A 15553-nucleotide genomic window follows, 5' to 3' on the forward strand; every position below is an offset into this window, starting at 1 on the left:
AATTTTTTGGGATGGGGTGGGGAATGCACTTATGTGCCTCCCGTTTGGCAACTGCTATTTGCTGTAGTATTCAGCTTTCCGGTCAACAGAGAAGAAGTATTACTAATTCGTCTTTTGAAGGCAACGTGTTCACGATTTTAATGCCATTATACATATCATAGTTGCCCACGATTACATATTCCTTATCTCCGTTTAGGATAAGGTTGCATTTTCCGTTGACATCGGTTTTTCCTGTAAATACTATTGAATCTCTTGTGTACGTGATTGCATAAACCTTGATTTCAGCATATGATAATGGGGTGTCAGGTTCTGAATAGCTGATCGTGTCAAAAAGAGCCGAAATTGTTACATTTGAAGCGTCAAACCCATGTTCTTCCAGGACAGATATCTCTTCATTAGCCACTTTCAAATTCGCAATGGAGTGATGTAAATAGTTATATCTATCTTCCAAGTGTGTAGCATAATCTCGCGCCCTGACCGGGCTGATGGAAGTAGTGTAAGTTTTATCAAAAACCCACCACTCTCCTTCATAATAGACTTCTGGAAACTCGTGATCAGCGCCTTCCATCTTAATGACTCTCGTATTCATGCTAGAAGCATCTTCTAACATTATGGCAATTGCCCTCGCAAATTCCCCGCAGTTACCTGCATTTTGAAGGAAAATCAGTTTATTTCGAGAAGTAAAATCCGAGAAATAAATCGCAAGGCATGGATTAACTCCTAGCAGCATGATACTAATTGGGGTGCCGGACAATGCTCTGTTTGGCAGCGTTACACCCTTCTGGCCATACGTGATATCCATTCCGTTACAATATTTTTCTGCAAGAAGCCATGAGGCACTTAATGCAGTATAATTGCCAGTATCGATAGTATCTGCGTATTCCTGCTTGTAATCCTCTACCACATATTGATACTGATACTCGACACTTCCTATTAGCGATATTTGGAAGACGAACCAAACTGTAATAATAAATAAAATCAACAGTTTCTCGCTGTCTCTTAAATTGCGCTTGAAATAAAAGTAAGACACCAAGAGAAGTCCAATCATAATAGAAAAGATTAGCGATATGTGGCTGTTAAGCACTTGAAAGACAAAAAAATCGTAAATTATGGCCGCTAGAAAAAGATATAGTATCAACCATAAGAATCCATCTCTAACATATTTCCGCCAATTTTCATGAGCCTTCTGGCTAAAGCCTGCGAAAAGTCCTAAAAATGCGTCTTCCTCTTCAGTCCCACCCTTTTTAGGAAACAAAGAAACCACTCAACGGGATTTTTTTAATAATATACATTTACAAATCGGATAAATAAAATGAGCTCTTATTTTTCTTTTAACTTTTCTCCTTTACTATGAGAATCCTCATTTACCCAATTCATTTTGTCTAATACTACTTTAGATGAACAATAATCAACCAAGTTAATTCAAAATCCTTATTTACACACTTGTTTTTACTATCTAATTGGTAAGGCTCGTGATTTTCCTATTTACCTCATTGTGGAGCAATTGTACGGACTTAAACGAACTTCAGACGCAGAAAGGGAGAATAGACGTCTACCGCAAAGAGGAGGGTTGGGGCGCTACGAACTGATATCCCTGATATCATCGAGCGATTCAGAGAGCGGCGAGATGCTAACCCGACCGCCCTCTGGAAGTAATCATCGGCAAGATTCAGACTCTGAAGAGGCAGGTTCAGCAGAAACTTGAAGATTTGAAGAGGATGCTTAAAAAAGCCGGATGAGGGGTGTGGGATACAAATGCCTCTAAAACGGCAGATAATCCTATATAATATCCAATTGATGGGATTCAATTTTCTTATGCATTTATTTCGAAAAAGGAATGGGCCTGCCCGGATTCGAACCGGGGATCTTCGCCGTGTAAGGGCGACGTCATAACCAGCTAGACCACAAGCCCCGTGGATGCCTTATAGTGTTTTGCACCGTGACGGATAAACGTGTTGCCTGCTCCTGATTCCGGGGGCGTCGTGCGCGGCATCTCCTGTCCTTTGTGGCTCGTGCTCGCAGGGATGCTTTATTGGAATAGGCGGGAAGGAAGTTCGGACTCTGCAGACTTCGCGTTCTTCGCGGCTTCGCGTGAGGTAGCTGGTGCAGATAGCGATACAGTCTCACGCGAAGAGCGCGAAGCCGCGAAGGAGACCCCGGGCCGCCCCGGTGGATTGCCTCCTGCAACGCCGGATAGCGCCGTTGGTGATGAGTTTGGCGATCGAAAGATCTCTGCAGGATCGAACGTTGCGAAACAAATCGCAAAAAAAAGAGTTCAGATAAACCCGAAGGACTTCAGCGTCACTTCGGGGTTGACGGCGCCCACGTGGTAGACCTTGCCCTCGGAGAGCTCGTTGATGACGACCTCCGCCGGGGAGAAGAGCGAGGTGTCGATCTGGTAGAAGTCGAAGTTGGCTTCCTTGAAGATATCGTAGAACGGTTTTCCGTATCCCTTGGACTTGTTGCTCGGGATCCGGTCCAGGTAGTCCTTGATCTCCGGCGCGTTCATCGTCAGCATGATGCTGCCGTGATAGATCGTCGCGTCGTTGGTGCTGCCCATCGCCTTCGTGCCGTCCTTCTTGACGGGCGCGATCGGGGCGTGGCCGATGCCGGCGGAGATCTTCTTCGTGTCGAACCCGAGCTCGTTCAGCTTGTAGATCGCGGTCTCGACGCAGCGGCCGGCGACCTGGATCGAGCCGACGAGGGAGGCCGTGGGGGCGACGACCGCGCAGGTGTTCGCCACGTCCACGTTGCAGGCCTCGGCGATGTTCTCCATCACCGCGGCGTTCGGGAGGTGGTCGCTCTCGAGGCAGATGACCGCGTAATCGAACTCGTCCTCGTAGTCGATGACCTCGTAGGTGTGCTTGGGCTTCAGGGAGAGCGCCCGTGCCGGGCCGCTCCCCATCGCGAAGTACTTGTTGACGTTGATCGTCCAGCCTGCCTTCTGGGCGCCGAGGCACGCAATCGACGGGAAGTCGGTGCTGACCTCGATGAACGGGATGGGGATGTCCCTGATCCGGCCCATGGTGATGTCGACCTCGCCGAGCCCGCCCATGCAGATCTCGGTGAACCGCCTTCCTGTCAGATACCCGCCAGAAGTGCTGACGCCGCAGTCAACGATGCGTGCGCCGTTGTCGAGCTCGTGCGGGACGGCATGAAACTCCTCGGCATATTCGAAGAGTTCCTCAAAAATATCCAGTGCCAGTTCGTTCACGCTGAGCATGTGGAAAACCTCATCAGAGTACAAACGGTGGGGGAACAGATAAGGATTATCAAATCGATTGCTCCTGCCCCAGGTGCTCCAGCACGCGCCCGGGATCGTAACGGAGACTGATCAGCCTCGTTCGCCCCCTTCCCTGGCGGTAGTGGAGGTTCAGGAGCCGCATCGAATCGAACTTCTGGATGATCTCGTAGAACTTGGTGTAACTGACCCCGCCCACCTGTTCTTTCACGAAACGGTAGACGTCGCCGGCGTTCATCTCCTTATCGTCGCGGGCCGACATATCCGCGATCCTGGCCAGCACCTCCCGCTCCTCGGCCTTGAGCGCCCGCAGCGAGAACGCGAGGTGGAGATACCGGGAGACCTCGTATGCCCTGCAGACATCCTCCCGCTCGACGGACCGGCGTGCCTCCCGCTCGGCGTTCAGGGCCGCACGCTTCAGGAGATCGATCCCGACGCGAAGGTCGCCGCTCTTCATCGTCTGCTCCACCACCAGATCCAGCATCTCGGCCCGGATGACGTTCGGGTAGAGGCCCTGCAGGACGCGCTCCTCGAGGATGCCGTGGACCTCCTCCTCCGAGTAGGGAGGGAAGTAGATCTCCGTGGGGCGGAAGACCGACGCCACCCGTGCGTCGACCTCGGTCTGCAGGGTGACGGACATATCGCTGACGATGGCGACGACGCCTATCCGGACGCCCGGGTAGGCCTCGTGCGAGCGCAGCAGGGGATAGAGCACCTGGTTGATCTCGTTCTCGTAGAGGAGGTAGTTCGCGTCGTCGAGCGCCACCAGGAGAACCTGCTCCTCGCGCTGCAGCACTCTCGCTATGGCGTCGAAGACCTGCTTGAACGACGTGCCCGACGGCGGCGGCGGGTGCCCGGTGACGCGGCGGTAGATCTGGGAGAAGATGGCGAACTTGGTGTTGTCGATCTGGCAGTTGATGTAAACGGGGACGAGCTTCTTCGTGGTCTCCTCGATCTCGGCAAAGACCTTTTTGACGCTCGTCGTCTTCCCGGTTCCCGGGAGGCCGCGGCAGATGGTGTTGAGCGGCCTCGCCCCCCGCAGCCCGGGCTTGACCTGAAACGCGAGTTCCCGGATCTGGGCGTCACGGTGGTTGAACTGCTCGGGGACGTAATCGATCTCGAAGACCTCGGGGTCCCGAAAAAGCGTCTCGTCCCACATAAGCAGGTTCTTCTTCATTATACAATCCTCGGGTACGGTAGTATATATATCCTCCAGGTTGGGATCTCCTCATCGCGCGGATCCTGCAGGAATTACGGCTGTTCCATGCACTTTTTGCAGAGCGTCTTGCTCATGAAGAGCTGAGAGAGTTTCGCCTGTGATTTCGTCACTTCCGCCCCGCAGACCTCGCAGACGTCCTCCGCCGGAGCCCCGGACGGCTTCGCCGGAGCCGGTTCCTGCTGCGGCGGTGCCTCCGCCGGGGCTGCCTCCGGCTGTGCGGCGGGCTTCTCCTCCGGCTTTTCGGGCGGTCTGGGTATCCGGGGCGGCTCCGGGTGCTCCGGGGCCGGTGGGATCGCCGCTGCGATGACCTCGGGCGAGGGGCAGGCTTTCTCCTCCGGGGGGGCCGGTTCCGTCACCGGCGCCGCCGGCTCGGCAGCCTTCTTCTCCGGGGCAGGGGCCGCCGGGACCGCGGGCCTCGCCGCGAGAACCCGCCGCCGGTATGCGTCCACGCGCTCGGCGGTCGCCTGATCGCCGCGCCCGAGCCGGGCAAGAATCCCGTCGAGGAATGTGATAAGGTCGTCCGCATCCTCCTGGGTCTCTACATCCCCCTCGACCTCGAGACGGAGATTTTCGTAGTTCTCGAGGTTGATGGTGATCCCGATGGTGACTTCCTTCTTGCTGGACATATATTCACGTAAATATTGTATTCCATTATATACAATTCCACCGGCGACCCGCATCGCCCCGCCGTTCGGCCCGTCCGGCCGTGTTTTTCCGCCCCCGGTGCCGGGGGCGGTCCGGGTCGGCAGCCGGCTGCACGATGGGGATTGGGGTTTTTTCCGGGTATCCGGGCCGGTTCCGGCCACGGCCGGCAGGGGTGCCCGAAACCCCGCACATTGGGTTTATGGCTATTCCCACTCGCATGGATTTTTATATCCCTGCCCCTATACAGGGGTGAAGTTTCCGGCACCTCTACCCGGTAGCCCGTATGATATGCCAAAGGAGCGTGATGACTACCCGCCTGCTTCAGAAAGCGCCAGACTCATCCCGGCCACGCCCACCCGCCGCGGACCTGCCGGTCGTCCTCCTGGTCGGCGTAGTTGCCGGCCTTCTGCTTGTCCAGGGTGCTGTTGCATCCGCGGCGCCGATCGTTGTGGCGGCGAGCGACAGCAGTGCTATGGCGGACGCGCACTACGTCTGCGACGGCATCGACGACCAGGTGGAGATCCAGGCGGCGCTCGCGAACCTCCCCGACGGCGGCACGGTCGTCCTCTCGGACGGCACGTTCAACTGTTCGGGAAGCCTCGCCCCCGCCGCCGGAGCGACGCTTCTCGGTCAGGGGCCCGGGGAAACATCCATCGAGTTCAGCCGGAACGGGATGCTCAACGTCTCGGAAGAGCGCGTCACCCTGGACGGATTCCACATCCGGGGTTCCGGCTACGTGAATGCGAGCACGGACACGACCCTCGATCTCGACCAGTGGCTCGGGGTGCTCACCGTCTACGCAAGCCATGCCCGGGTCTGCAACGTCACGGGCACCGCCGACGCGAGCATCCAGGCGGTCTTCCTCCTGCTGCACAACCCGAACATCTACGGCCCCGTCCTCGAAGACGTCGAGTTCGTCGACTGCCGGGCCGTGGATACCGGGACCTACGGGTTCCTCCACAACGCCTGGGGTTCGGAGAACACGACGATCAAAAACATCCGCTACGAGAACTGCACCGCCGTCAACTGCGGGAGCGACGGTGCGTTCAACCAGTGGGTCACCGGGTTCAATTTTGCCGAGTTAAACGACATCGAGGGCCTCCGGGTGACGAACTGCCTTGCGGAAGGCAACCTGGAGTCCGGGTTCCACTTCGAGTGGGATCCAACGAAGCGCGATTGCGTCTTCATCGACTGCGTGAGCCGCAACAACGGCCGAAAACCCTACCCCGACGACTACCTGGTGGGCGACCCGGACTTCTTCGGGGCCGGCTTCTACCTCCCGGGAGGCGAGGTGACGCTGGTGAACTGCCGGGCGGAGGGGAACGGTGCGTTCGGGTACTTCGTCATCAACCCGGAAGGCATGCTCCTCTACAACTGCACCGAGAGCGAGACCGGCCGCGACTCGACCGCCGGCGACCCGAGAAAACCCATATCCTACTGCATCCTCCAGTCCCTGCCCGTCTCGCAGAGCCCGTCCGTCGTGATGGACCACTGCCGGAGCCTCGACTCGTACGGCTGGGGCCTCTTTGTCTGCGGCACGGAGAACGCGCTCATCCGGAACTTCACCATGACCGATCCGGCAGGGATCGACGGTATCGGGGCGATGCTCGGGTGCCCGTCCGGCGAACTCCCGGTAAACTCGACGATCGATGCGGGTATCTCCGACTCGGTCATCGATCTCGCCGCATCGGGAGACCGGCCGCAGACGCTGGTGCAGATCGTGAACAACAGGAACGTCGTCTACTCCGGGAGGATCGTCTCGGATGCCGCCCGTCCGGTGGTGGTCGAGTGGACCCTGGCGGGGGGTGCGGACCTGACCGATCTCGAGGTGCTGCCGGCCGGCGGTACGGCATAGGTCTCCGGGGCGCCTGTGGTGCGAAAGGCATCGTGCGTGGATATCACGGGGCTGCGGAGCCGGCCGTTCCTCTCCCGGCCCCCCGTGCGGAACCCTTCGATGGTGGCGGGTCGGCTAAAGCCTTAAATGGTACTTCCGTGTCATAGAGGTGTGAGCCGGGGTGGACGGCGTCACCGGGCTCCCGCAGCCCGTACGATCCCCCGGCAATGTCGAAGAATAAGAGGCGAGTCGTAGTCCAATGTCGGCAAAACTGCAGTTGGGGGAGAGAGAACGGCGCATCCTCATCGCCGTCGCGATCATACTCCTGGTGATCGTCGCCGTCGTGCTGATCCTGCATTTTTACCCCCCGGTTCCGGTGCCCCCGCCCCCTCCTCCCCCGCCGATCACCCCGATCCCCACGACTCCGGCAGTGCCCCCGGAGATTGCCGGACCGACGATCGTCGTTGCGGCGAGCGACAGCAGCCCGACGGCCAAAGCCCGGGCAGACATCCTGTGCGACGGCACCGACGATCAGGCGGAGATCCAGGAGGCGTTCGATGCGCTATCGTCGGGCGGCACGGTCGCTCTCCTCGAAGGCACGTTCAATTGCGCCGGGAACATCTATCCGGGCGCGAAGACCATGCTCCGCGGAGAGGGGCCGGATGCGACGTTCATCGAGTTCACCGATAACGGGCGGCTCCTTGTCTCGCAGGAGTCCGTCACGCTCTACAACTTCCACGTCAGGGGCACCGGATACCCGAAGGCCGAAAAAGACCTCTGGCTCGGCGTGGTCACCATCTACGCGAGCCACGCGAAGGTCCTCGCCGTCGAAGGGACCGCCGATGCCAGCACCCAGGCGGTCTTCCTCCTGCTGCACGACCCCGACGTCTACACCCCCACCCTCGAGGACGTCGAGTTCGTCAACTGCAAAGCCGCGGACACCGGGACCTACGGGTTCCTTCACAACGCATGGGGGACGACGAACCGGGTTATCCGGGACGTCCGCTACGAGAACTGCGTCGCGATCAACTGCGGGAGGCACGGTGCGTTCAATCCCTGGGTGACCGGGTTCGACTTCGCGGAACTAAACGACATCGAGGGCCTCCGGGTGACGAACTGCCTTGCGGAGGGCAACCTGGAGTCCGGGTTCCACTTCGAGTGGGACCCCGAGAAGCGGGACTGCATCCTCACAAACTGCATCAGCAGAAACAACGGACAGAAAGCCTACCCGGCAAAAGCCTACCGCGAGGACGACCGTTCCACGCACTACTTCGGGTGCGGCTACTACGCCCCGCGGGGAGACATCACCTTCGTCAACTGCTACTCCGAGGGGAACAGCCGGCACGGGTTCTACGCGACGAACGGCGGCAAACTCTACAACTGTGTCGACCGAAACGTCGGGGCCGGGAAGAGCGATTACCGGATTGTCCAGCCCGCCTCATTCTACGCCGCCCCGACGCGATCGATAACCCCGTCCCTGGTGCTCGAGAACTGCTCGAGCATCGACTCATACGGCTACGGTCTCCATATCGACCTCGCAAGCGACGTTCTGATCAAGAACTTCCACCTGGAGAATCCGGCCGGGATCGACGGCAAGGCGACGAACCTCGGAGGGTCGCAGGGCGGGCCGCTGGCCAACTCCGTGGTCAACATCTATGCATCGGGCGAAAGGGCCGAGACGCTGATCTGGGCAAGAAATAACGAGAATGTCGAGTACTCGGGCAGGATCGTCTCGGACTCGGCAAAGCCGTTCGTGATCGAGGGCGACCGCACGCAGAACGTCAGGGTCAGGAACATGGAGATCGTCTCCGCAAGCCTCTCGCCGTTCACCAACGGCGTCATCCTCACGAATACGGTCCCTGCCGGTGCGGTGACGTTTGAGAACGTGGCGGTCACCTCGGGCGCGTTGTGATCGCCCCCCCGTCCCTGGATCGCCGATCCCGTTTCTCCGGCCGATCCCGGCTGCGGCCGGGGGTGCGGCAGGGGGGTGGTTGCCGTCGCGGCCGACCGGGCACGGGTCGGTTCACGATTTCGCGAGTTTTATAATATCTATCGTATTATAATGGGTATTCCGCTCCCGTTCATCCGTCCGGAACGACCCCGGGGATCCCCGGTCAAGATGCGTATTCTTCGGGGTGCACGCGTTAAAGTTATAATTAATATATATGCTTTGTTGTCGAGTTGCAAATTTCAGAAATGCTGCAAATAGACGATTATCTCAAAAATGCGTGATTTTTTTAAAAATCGAATCAATCAAAATTGTCCTTTTTATTTAAAAAACCTTTTAAAATACGGCTATCAGATAATGCAGTATCTCCCAAGAGGTGAGATAATGCGAGATAGACGGACAACGAAGCTTCTTATTGCAGCGTTCCTGATCGTCGGGCTCATCCCGATTGTCGGGGCGCTCGAAGCGACCCCCACTACGATTGTCGCGGCAAGCGACAGCAGTGCGGCCGATAAAGCGGCGGCTGCTTACGTCTGTGACGGGGTCAACGATCACGTGGAGATCCAGGCAGCACTGAATGCCCTGCCGTCATCCGGCGGTGTTGTCCTCCTCTCCGGTGGTACATACAACTGTGCAGGGATCATCGCTCCCAAAGCAAGCTCCACCCTCAAGGGGGCAGGTGAATCGGAGACGAACCTTGTCTTCACCCGCGACGGGCGGATCAACGTCGACCGCGAGTACGTCACGCTGGACGGGTTCCACATCAAAGGAACCGGCTACAGCAGCGGCGTCAAGTGGCTCGGCGTGATGAACGTCCGGGCAAGCCACGCGAAGATCCACAACATCACGGGTACCGCTGATGCAAGCATCCAGGCGGTTTACCTCCTGATTCACGATCCGACCGTATATGCCCCGACCCTCGAAGACGTCGAGTTTGTCAACTGCAAGGCCGTTGACACCGGGACGTATGGGTTCCTGCACAATGCATGGGGCTCGACGAACATGGTGATCAAGAACGTCCGCTACGACAACTGTGCTGCGATCAACTGCGGCAAGTTCGGCGTGTTCAACCCCTGGATCACCGGGTTCGACTTTGCGGAGTTAAACGACATGGACGGCCTTCGCGTGACGAACTGTCTTGCGGAAGGCAACCTGGAGTCCGGGTTCCACTTCGAGTTCGATCCCAAGGTGACGAACGCCGTTCTCGAGAACTGCGTGAGCAGGAACAACGGGCAGAAAGCCTTCCCGACGAAGGCCTACAACCCGAACGACATGTCGACCCACTACTTCGGGTGCGGCTACTACGCCCCGAACTGTGACGTGACGTTCATCAACTGCGTCGCAGAGGGCAACTCCATGAACGGGTTCTACACGACGAACGGCGGCAAACTCTACAACTGTGTCGAGAAGGACACCGGCATCGGGAGAACCGACTTCTCCTACCGGGTGCCCGCCGGCTACTACAGTATCCCGAGCCGCTCGGTCAACCCCTCTACGGTGATGGAGAACTGCACGAGCATCAACTCGCGTGCGTTCGGTCTCCAGGTCGATCTCGCGAACAACGTGAAGATCCGGAACTTCCACCTGATCGACCCGGTCGGGTACAACGGCAAGGGTTCCAGCCTCGGCGGCACGAACGGCCAGTTCGACAACTCCGAGGTGAGCATCTATGCATCCGGCAACCGCGTGGAGACGCTGGTCTGGGCGAAGGAGAACGTTAACACCGTCTTCTCCGGTCAGATTGTCTCCGATTCGGCAAAACCGTTCGTGATCGAGGGTTACAGGACCCAGAACGTCCTCGTGAAGGATATGGAGATCGTCTCAAAGACCCTCCCCGCCGGTTCCCCCGGCGTGACCATCGTCGGCACGGTTCCGGCAGGTCAGGCAACCCTCCAGAACGTGAAGGTGACGTCCACCGGCTCGTCGGTGCCGGCACCGACCCCGACTGCGACCCCGACCGTCCCCACCACCCCGGCTCCCTCCGGGAAGCCGGACCTCGTGGTGACCGACATCTCCTGGACACCGGCGAACCCCGCCACCGGGAATGCGGTGACGATGAAGGCCACGATCAAGAACCAGGGCGACGCCCCGACGCCTGCGGGCACGAAACACGGCGTCCTCTTCACCTTCGATGACGGTGCCGCCGGATCCGGTGTCTGGTCCGATGCCCACACGGCATCGATTGCCCCCGGGTCCTGGGTCACCGTGACCGCGAACGGCGGCTCAAGCGGTGCAACCTGGAAGGCCGTCGAAGGCACGCACACCGTGAAGGCGCACGTGGACGATGTCAACAGGATTGCGGAGTCGAACGATGCTAACAACGTTCGTTCCGAACAGATCACGGTCTCGAAGACCGCGTCGGGGTCTACCCCGACCCCCACCCCGACACCCGCCGGGAAGCCCGATCTCGTGGTGACCGGCATCTCCTGGACACCGGCGAACCCCGCCTCCGGGGATGCGGTGACGATGAAGGCCACGATCAAGAACCAGGGTACCGCCCCGACGCCTGCGGGCACGAAACACGGCGTCCTCTTCACGTTCGATGACGGCGCCGCCGGGCCCGGCGTCTGGTCCGACACTCACACCACGGCCCTCGCCCCGGGCGCATCGGTCACCGTGACCGCGAGCGGCGGCTCAAGCGGTGCAACCTGGAAGGCCGCCGGCGGCACGCACACCGTGAAGGCGCACGTGGACGATGTCAACAGGATTGCTGAGTCGAACGAAAACAACAACGTCATGAGCAAAGAGATCGTCGTCGGAAGCCTGCCGGTTCCCGTCAGGGGCGACCTTAACGGAGACGGCAGCGTCGACTGGGCCGACGTGACGATCGCCGCCGGCATGGCGCAGAAAACCGCTCCGTCCGACCCTGCTGCCGACTTTAATGGAGACGGCACTGTGGACTGGAAGGACGTTGCCCTGCTCGCCGATCTCTTCTTCGGCAGGACCTCTTCTCTCTAAAGCGTCTACCAGGAGCAGTGGTTGATCCCTCCTCTCCTCCTGGTTTTGCCACAGGTGCCGCCCCCTAACACCTGTACGGTACGTGAACATATTGGTTATGGACGGGTCTTTTCACCCCCTCCGGTGAGCGTTGTCCGCTGCCGCATCGCGCAACACGGCCCTGAGCGTTCGTTCCTGGAGAATCTCCGGCTCTCCCGGGGCCGGAGCGGTGGATACATCTATATAGGTGCCGACCGATACTGGCGACCGAATGGCAGTAGCATTCCCGAAAAACTTCAGCGAGGTCAGACAGCACTTAGAGCAGCCGCTTATCCGGAATTCGTTCTTCATCATGGCTTCATCGTTCGCTGCAGCCGGGTTCGGGTTCTTCTTCTGGATGATCGCGGCCCGGTTCTACTCGCAGGCGGACGTGGGCATTGCAACCGCCCTGATGTCGTCGATGGGCCTCCTCATCCTCATCTCCCGCCTGGGTCTCGACCAGTCGGTGATCCGGTTCTTCCCGACCCGCGACAAGAACCGGGTGCTCGGAACCGCCGTCCTCGTCCCGACGGCGGTTGCGCTCGGTGCGGGCCTCTTCTTCATCGCCGCGGTCGACGTCCTGGCTCCCGAGCTCGCGATCGTCAGATCGATCGCGCCGCTCTACCTCGTCATTCTCGGTGCTTACTCCATTACCTGGGTCTTTGAGGGTGCGTTCAACGCCCTGCGGAAGTCCGAACACTACTTCGCCCTGAACCTGCTCTACGGGACGAGGATCTTCTTCCTCGTCCCCCTGGTCTTCCTCGGCGCGATGGGCATCTTCGGTGCCTTCGGCCTCTCGTTCATCCTCGGTCTCGTCCTGGCTCTCGTCCTCCTTGCCCGGTGCTCCGTGAGGCCGGCGCCGTGCGTCGACCGGGTCTTCCTGCGGGAGGCATGGCAGTTCTCCGCCGGCGCGTACGTCGCCGGGATCCTGATGTCCGCCCCCAACATGGTCATCCCGATCATGGTGCTCAACGTGCTCGGGGCGGAGAGCACCGCCAACTACTACATCACCTACGCGATCGTCTCGATCCTCTTCATGATCCCCTACGCGTTCACGACCTCGCTCTTCGTCGAGGGAAGCCACGGAGGAGAGATGAAAAGAAGCGTTCTCCGGACGCTCGCGAGCATGTTCGCCCTCCTGATACCCGCGATCATCGGCCTCTCCCTCTTCGGGGAGCAGATCCTCAACCTGATCGGCAAGGACTACGTCGAAGGGATGGCCCTGCTCCGCGTGCTTGCCGCATCCGCCCTCTTCGTCTCCATCTGCCAGACGTTCATATCCATCGCAAAGGTCCGAAACGATATCCAGAGCCTCGTCGTCCTCAGCGGCTTCATCAGCGTCGCCCTGCTCGGTCTCGGCTACGCCATGATGAACCGGTTCGGCCTCATCGGCATGGGATACGCGTGGCTCGCCACCTACGTGGCGGGAACGCTCCTCGTCGGCCTGATCCTGAAGAAGAAGGGATGGCTATAATTTTTCGCGCGGGCTGCGGGAGCCGGCTCTTCACCGGTAGTAGACGGCGGAGCCGGCGTTGTCGTAGATCCGGTGGTGGTCCCGGATGAACCTCTCCGCATCCGTATACGTTGCCGTGGTGACTGCGTGCGCCTGCGTCTCTATACGGATGCTCTCCCGCATGAGGTTGTACGTGCCGAAGTAGAGATAGGAGTTGGGCTCCAGCAGCGATGCATTTGCCGGAACGTACCGCTGGCTGCCCGGGTTGAATCCCAGCAGAAGCCACCAGCGTGTGCCGTCGACGTAGATCGGGCGCTCGTTTCCCTCGGAAAAGAGCCATACCGCTCCCTGTACTTCCCTGCCGTTGAAGACCGGTTTATCGCCGGCGGTGTCGAGCGCCATCGACGTCGGGTTGTCGTCCATCACCTGGTAGAGGAGCCCGCTGTTGAAGAGGAAGAAGACGACGAAGAATGCCGCCAGCGCCTGATACGCCGTCCCCATGAACGGGGCGGCCCTGATCGCGTGTATCCACCCGGTCAACCTCTCGTACAGCGCTATGCCGCCGATGATCGCGAACGGGGCGAGGAAGATCAGGGTGATGTGGTAGAGCCTGCTGGTATTGAGCGAGCTTGCGAAGAACGGGACGACGATACCGGCTACGTTGATGAGGAGGAAGACGAGCGAGACGGCGAGATACTCGGGTTCGATCCGCCACCGCTCGCGTCTTGCAAGGGTTGCAAGCAGCCCCACGGCGATGAGGCCCTGGGTGGCGATATGGACGACCTTCGCCAGGCCGTGCAGGAGCGTCGTCGACTGGCTGGTGAGGATATGCATCCCCTGGGCGGTTGTCGGGTTAAACGAGTCCGTAAAGAGGGTGTTCCATATCTTGTCCCCGATGCCCGTGACGGTAGCGAGCGCCGTGCCTTCGGCGACCGTTGAGTACCAGAGGTAGGTAAGGGCGGCAAAGATGAGGATGTAGGGGAGGACGAGGGTCCTCACCGGTGCCCTCCCGCCGGTTCTCGCCGGAACGAGGGGATCGGGCCTCATGAGGGAGATGCCCCGGGCGAGCCTCTCCGGCAGCCAGGAGTACAGCCGTTCGGGGACGGCAAGAAGCAGCCATGCCGGAACGAGCGAGAAGAGGTAGATGTACGAGAGCCCGTAGTGCGAGACGATCATGGCGAATGCGAAGGCGATCATGAGAAACGCCCGCTTCCCCCGGTCCATGGTCTTGTCGATCATCGCAAGAACGGTCAGCGCGAGGAAGAGTTCCGCGATCTGCTGGCGGGCGAGGGAGATCATCTCCGTATAAAACGTGAAGAACGAGAAGAAGAAGAAGATTGAGAGAAACCCGATCCTCGCGTCCGTCTGTTTCTCAACCGCCCGGTAGAGGCCGAGCGGCACGAGCGCGAAGAGAAGGGGGTAGACGATCTTGAAGATCCAGACGGGGTCCAGGTCGCATATGAGCGAGTAGATGGGGACGAGCGCAACGACGGAGAGCATCCCGTTCGTGTTATACGGGATGGTCATATCCCAGAGCCCCGGTATCAGCACGCCGTTGGCGAGGTGGAGTTCGTGGTGGATATCGTAGCCCCAGACATACTCCGATATCAGCGAGGTATGGTAGAGGAGCGATAGCGCGATGGTGTAGATCCCGAGCCCGTAACAGGATTTCGGAATGAGGCGATCGAATCCGACGGCGAGGCCGATGACGGCGATCAGGACGAGGAGCAGGAAGAGGAGCGTGACCATGTGGTAGTTGTCGCGCAGGTACGTCCCGATGATCGCGAGGAACGGGAGCAGCATCAGGAACGGCACCGCAGGAGAGGAGGGGACGGCCAGCCCCGGGCTCTCACCGGTACGCCCCTTATCCCTGGTGAGCGCGAGGTAGAGCAGAACCTGCACGACGGCGACGAGCGTGAGGAGGAGGATCGCGAACGAGAACGGCCGCGTATACCCGAGCAGCGGGTACACGAAGTTTGCCGTAAGGCCGGTGAGCATGACGACCACGAGGCTCAGCCCGGCGGAGTAGAGCACCGTCTCGATCGTGCCGAGATCGTGGAGCCTGAGCGCCTTCAGCACGAGGACTCCGGGGATGAAGGTGAGATAAAGAAATGCCAGGGCTTCCCTTGCAATCGGTATGTAATACCCGACGAGATCGAGGCAGACTACCCCGAGGAAGACGATCTGGATCGCCTGGAATACCCAGAAAAACGTTTTGTTATTCCAGTCATTCATCC

At 59.3% G+C, this 15553-nt stretch carries 9 protein-coding genes and 1 tRNA gene; 4 read left to right on the plus strand and 6 right to left on the minus strand.

All coding sequences use genetic code 11. The annotated features are described in order from the left end of the window. Nucleotides 1-82: 82 nt before the first annotated feature. From SZ63_RS02350 to SZ63_RS02370, 5 genes are all read right to left on the minus strand, one after another. The gene (locus SZ63_RS02350; RefSeq protein ID WP_156168329.1) at nucleotides 83-1255 is read right to left on the minus strand and encodes a hypothetical protein; all 1173 of its coding nucleotides are present in this window, start codon (nucleotides 1253-1255) and stop codon (nucleotides 83-85) included. Nucleotides 1256-1838: 583 nt separating this feature from the next. Beyond that, a tRNA-Val gene (locus SZ63_RS02355) sits at nucleotides 1839-1912 on the minus strand. 363 nt (nucleotides 1913-2275) lie between these two features. Next, a complete protein-coding gene (gene mch / locus SZ63_RS02360) occupies nucleotides 2276-3223 on the minus strand; it encodes a methenyltetrahydromethanopterin cyclohydrolase (RefSeq protein ID WP_048180435.1) in 948 nt (315 codons plus the stop codon). A gap of 49 nt (nucleotides 3224-3272) precedes the next feature. Further along, the gene (locus SZ63_RS02365; protein ID WP_048180438.1) at nucleotides 3273-4418 is read right to left on the minus strand and encodes an ORC1-type DNA replication protein; all 1146 of its coding nucleotides are present in this window, start codon (nucleotides 4416-4418) and stop codon (nucleotides 3273-3275) included. A 74-nt stretch (nucleotides 4419-4492) separates the two neighbouring features. Then, on the minus strand, nucleotides 4493-5086 hold the full coding sequence (locus tag SZ63_RS02370; RefSeq protein ID WP_048180441.1) for a hypothetical protein: 594 nt from the start codon (nucleotides 5084-5086) through the stop codon (nucleotides 4493-4495). Nucleotides 5087-5409: 323 nt separating this feature from the next. Between SZ63_RS02370 and SZ63_RS02375 the strand changes: the two genes are divergently transcribed. From SZ63_RS02375 to SZ63_RS02390, 4 genes are all read left to right on the plus strand, one after another. Then, the gene (locus SZ63_RS02375; protein ID WP_052959035.1) at nucleotides 5410-6960 is read left to right on the plus strand and encodes a right-handed parallel beta-helix repeat-containing protein; all 1551 of its coding nucleotides are present in this window, start codon (nucleotides 5410-5412) and stop codon (nucleotides 6958-6960) included. 238 nt (nucleotides 6961-7198) lie between these two features. After that, nucleotides 7199-8851, plus strand: a complete 1653-nt coding sequence (locus SZ63_RS02380; RefSeq protein WP_048180444.1) for a hypothetical protein — start codon at nucleotides 7199-7201, stop codon at nucleotides 8849-8851. Between the two features lie 420 nt (nucleotides 8852-9271). Then, on the plus strand, nucleotides 9272-11845 hold the full coding sequence (locus SZ63_RS02385) for a CARDB domain-containing protein (protein WP_048180446.1): 2574 nt from the start codon (nucleotides 9272-9274) through the stop codon (nucleotides 11843-11845). A 250-nt stretch (nucleotides 11846-12095) separates the two neighbouring features. Further along, nucleotides 12096-13337 carry a lipopolysaccharide biosynthesis protein gene (locus SZ63_RS02390; RefSeq protein WP_048180448.1) on the plus strand — a complete coding sequence of 414 codons (1242 nt, stop codon included), beginning with the start codon at nucleotides 12096-12098 and terminating at the stop codon, nucleotides 13335-13337. Nucleotides 13338-13367: 30 nt separating this feature from the next. Here the strand turns inward: SZ63_RS02390 and SZ63_RS02395 are convergent, their stop codons facing one another. Beyond that, nucleotides 13368-15551 (minus strand): DUF2206 domain-containing protein, encoded by a 2184-nt coding sequence (locus SZ63_RS02395; RefSeq protein WP_241481223.1) that lies wholly within the window; start codon nucleotides 15549-15551, stop codon nucleotides 13368-13370. Nucleotides 15552-15553: the final 2 nt, after the last annotated feature.

Origin of the sequence: Methanoculleus sediminis, from assembly GCF_001017125.1 — an archaeon.
Classification (GTDB): domain Archaea; phylum Halobacteriota; class Methanomicrobia; order Methanomicrobiales; family Methanoculleaceae; genus Methanoculleus; species Methanoculleus sediminis.

Excerpts from the sequence above, each read along its gene's own strand:
- SZ63_RS02375 (WP_052959035.1), top strand. The coding sequence starts at position 5,410 with ATGACTACCCGCCTGCTTCAGAAAGCGCCAGACTCATCCCGGCCACGC.
- SZ63_RS02370 (WP_048180441.1), bottom strand. The coding sequence starts at position 5,086 with ATGTCCAGCAAGAAGGAAGTCACCATCGGGATCACCATCAACCTCGAG.
- SZ63_RS02390 (WP_048180448.1), top strand. The coding sequence starts at position 12,096 with ATGGCAGTAGCATTCCCGAAAAACTTCAGCGAGGTCAGACAGCACTTA.
- SZ63_RS02380 (WP_048180444.1), top strand. The coding sequence starts at position 7,199 with ATGTCGGCAAAACTGCAGTTGGGGGAGAGAGAACGGCGCATCCTCATC.
- SZ63_RS02385 (WP_048180446.1), top strand. The coding sequence starts at position 9,272 with ATGCGAGATAGACGGACAACGAAGCTTCTTATTGCAGCGTTCCTGATC.
- SZ63_RS02395 (WP_241481223.1), bottom strand. The coding sequence starts at position 15,551 with ATGAATGACTGGAATAACAAAACGTTTTTCTGGGTATTCCAGGCGATC.
- SZ63_RS02365 (WP_048180438.1), bottom strand. The coding sequence starts at position 4,418 with ATGAAGAAGAACCTGCTTATGTGGGACGAGACGCTTTTTCGGGACCCC.
- mch (WP_048180435.1), bottom strand. The coding sequence starts at position 3,223 with ATGCTCAGCGTGAACGAACTGGCACTGGATATTTTTGAGGAACTCTTC.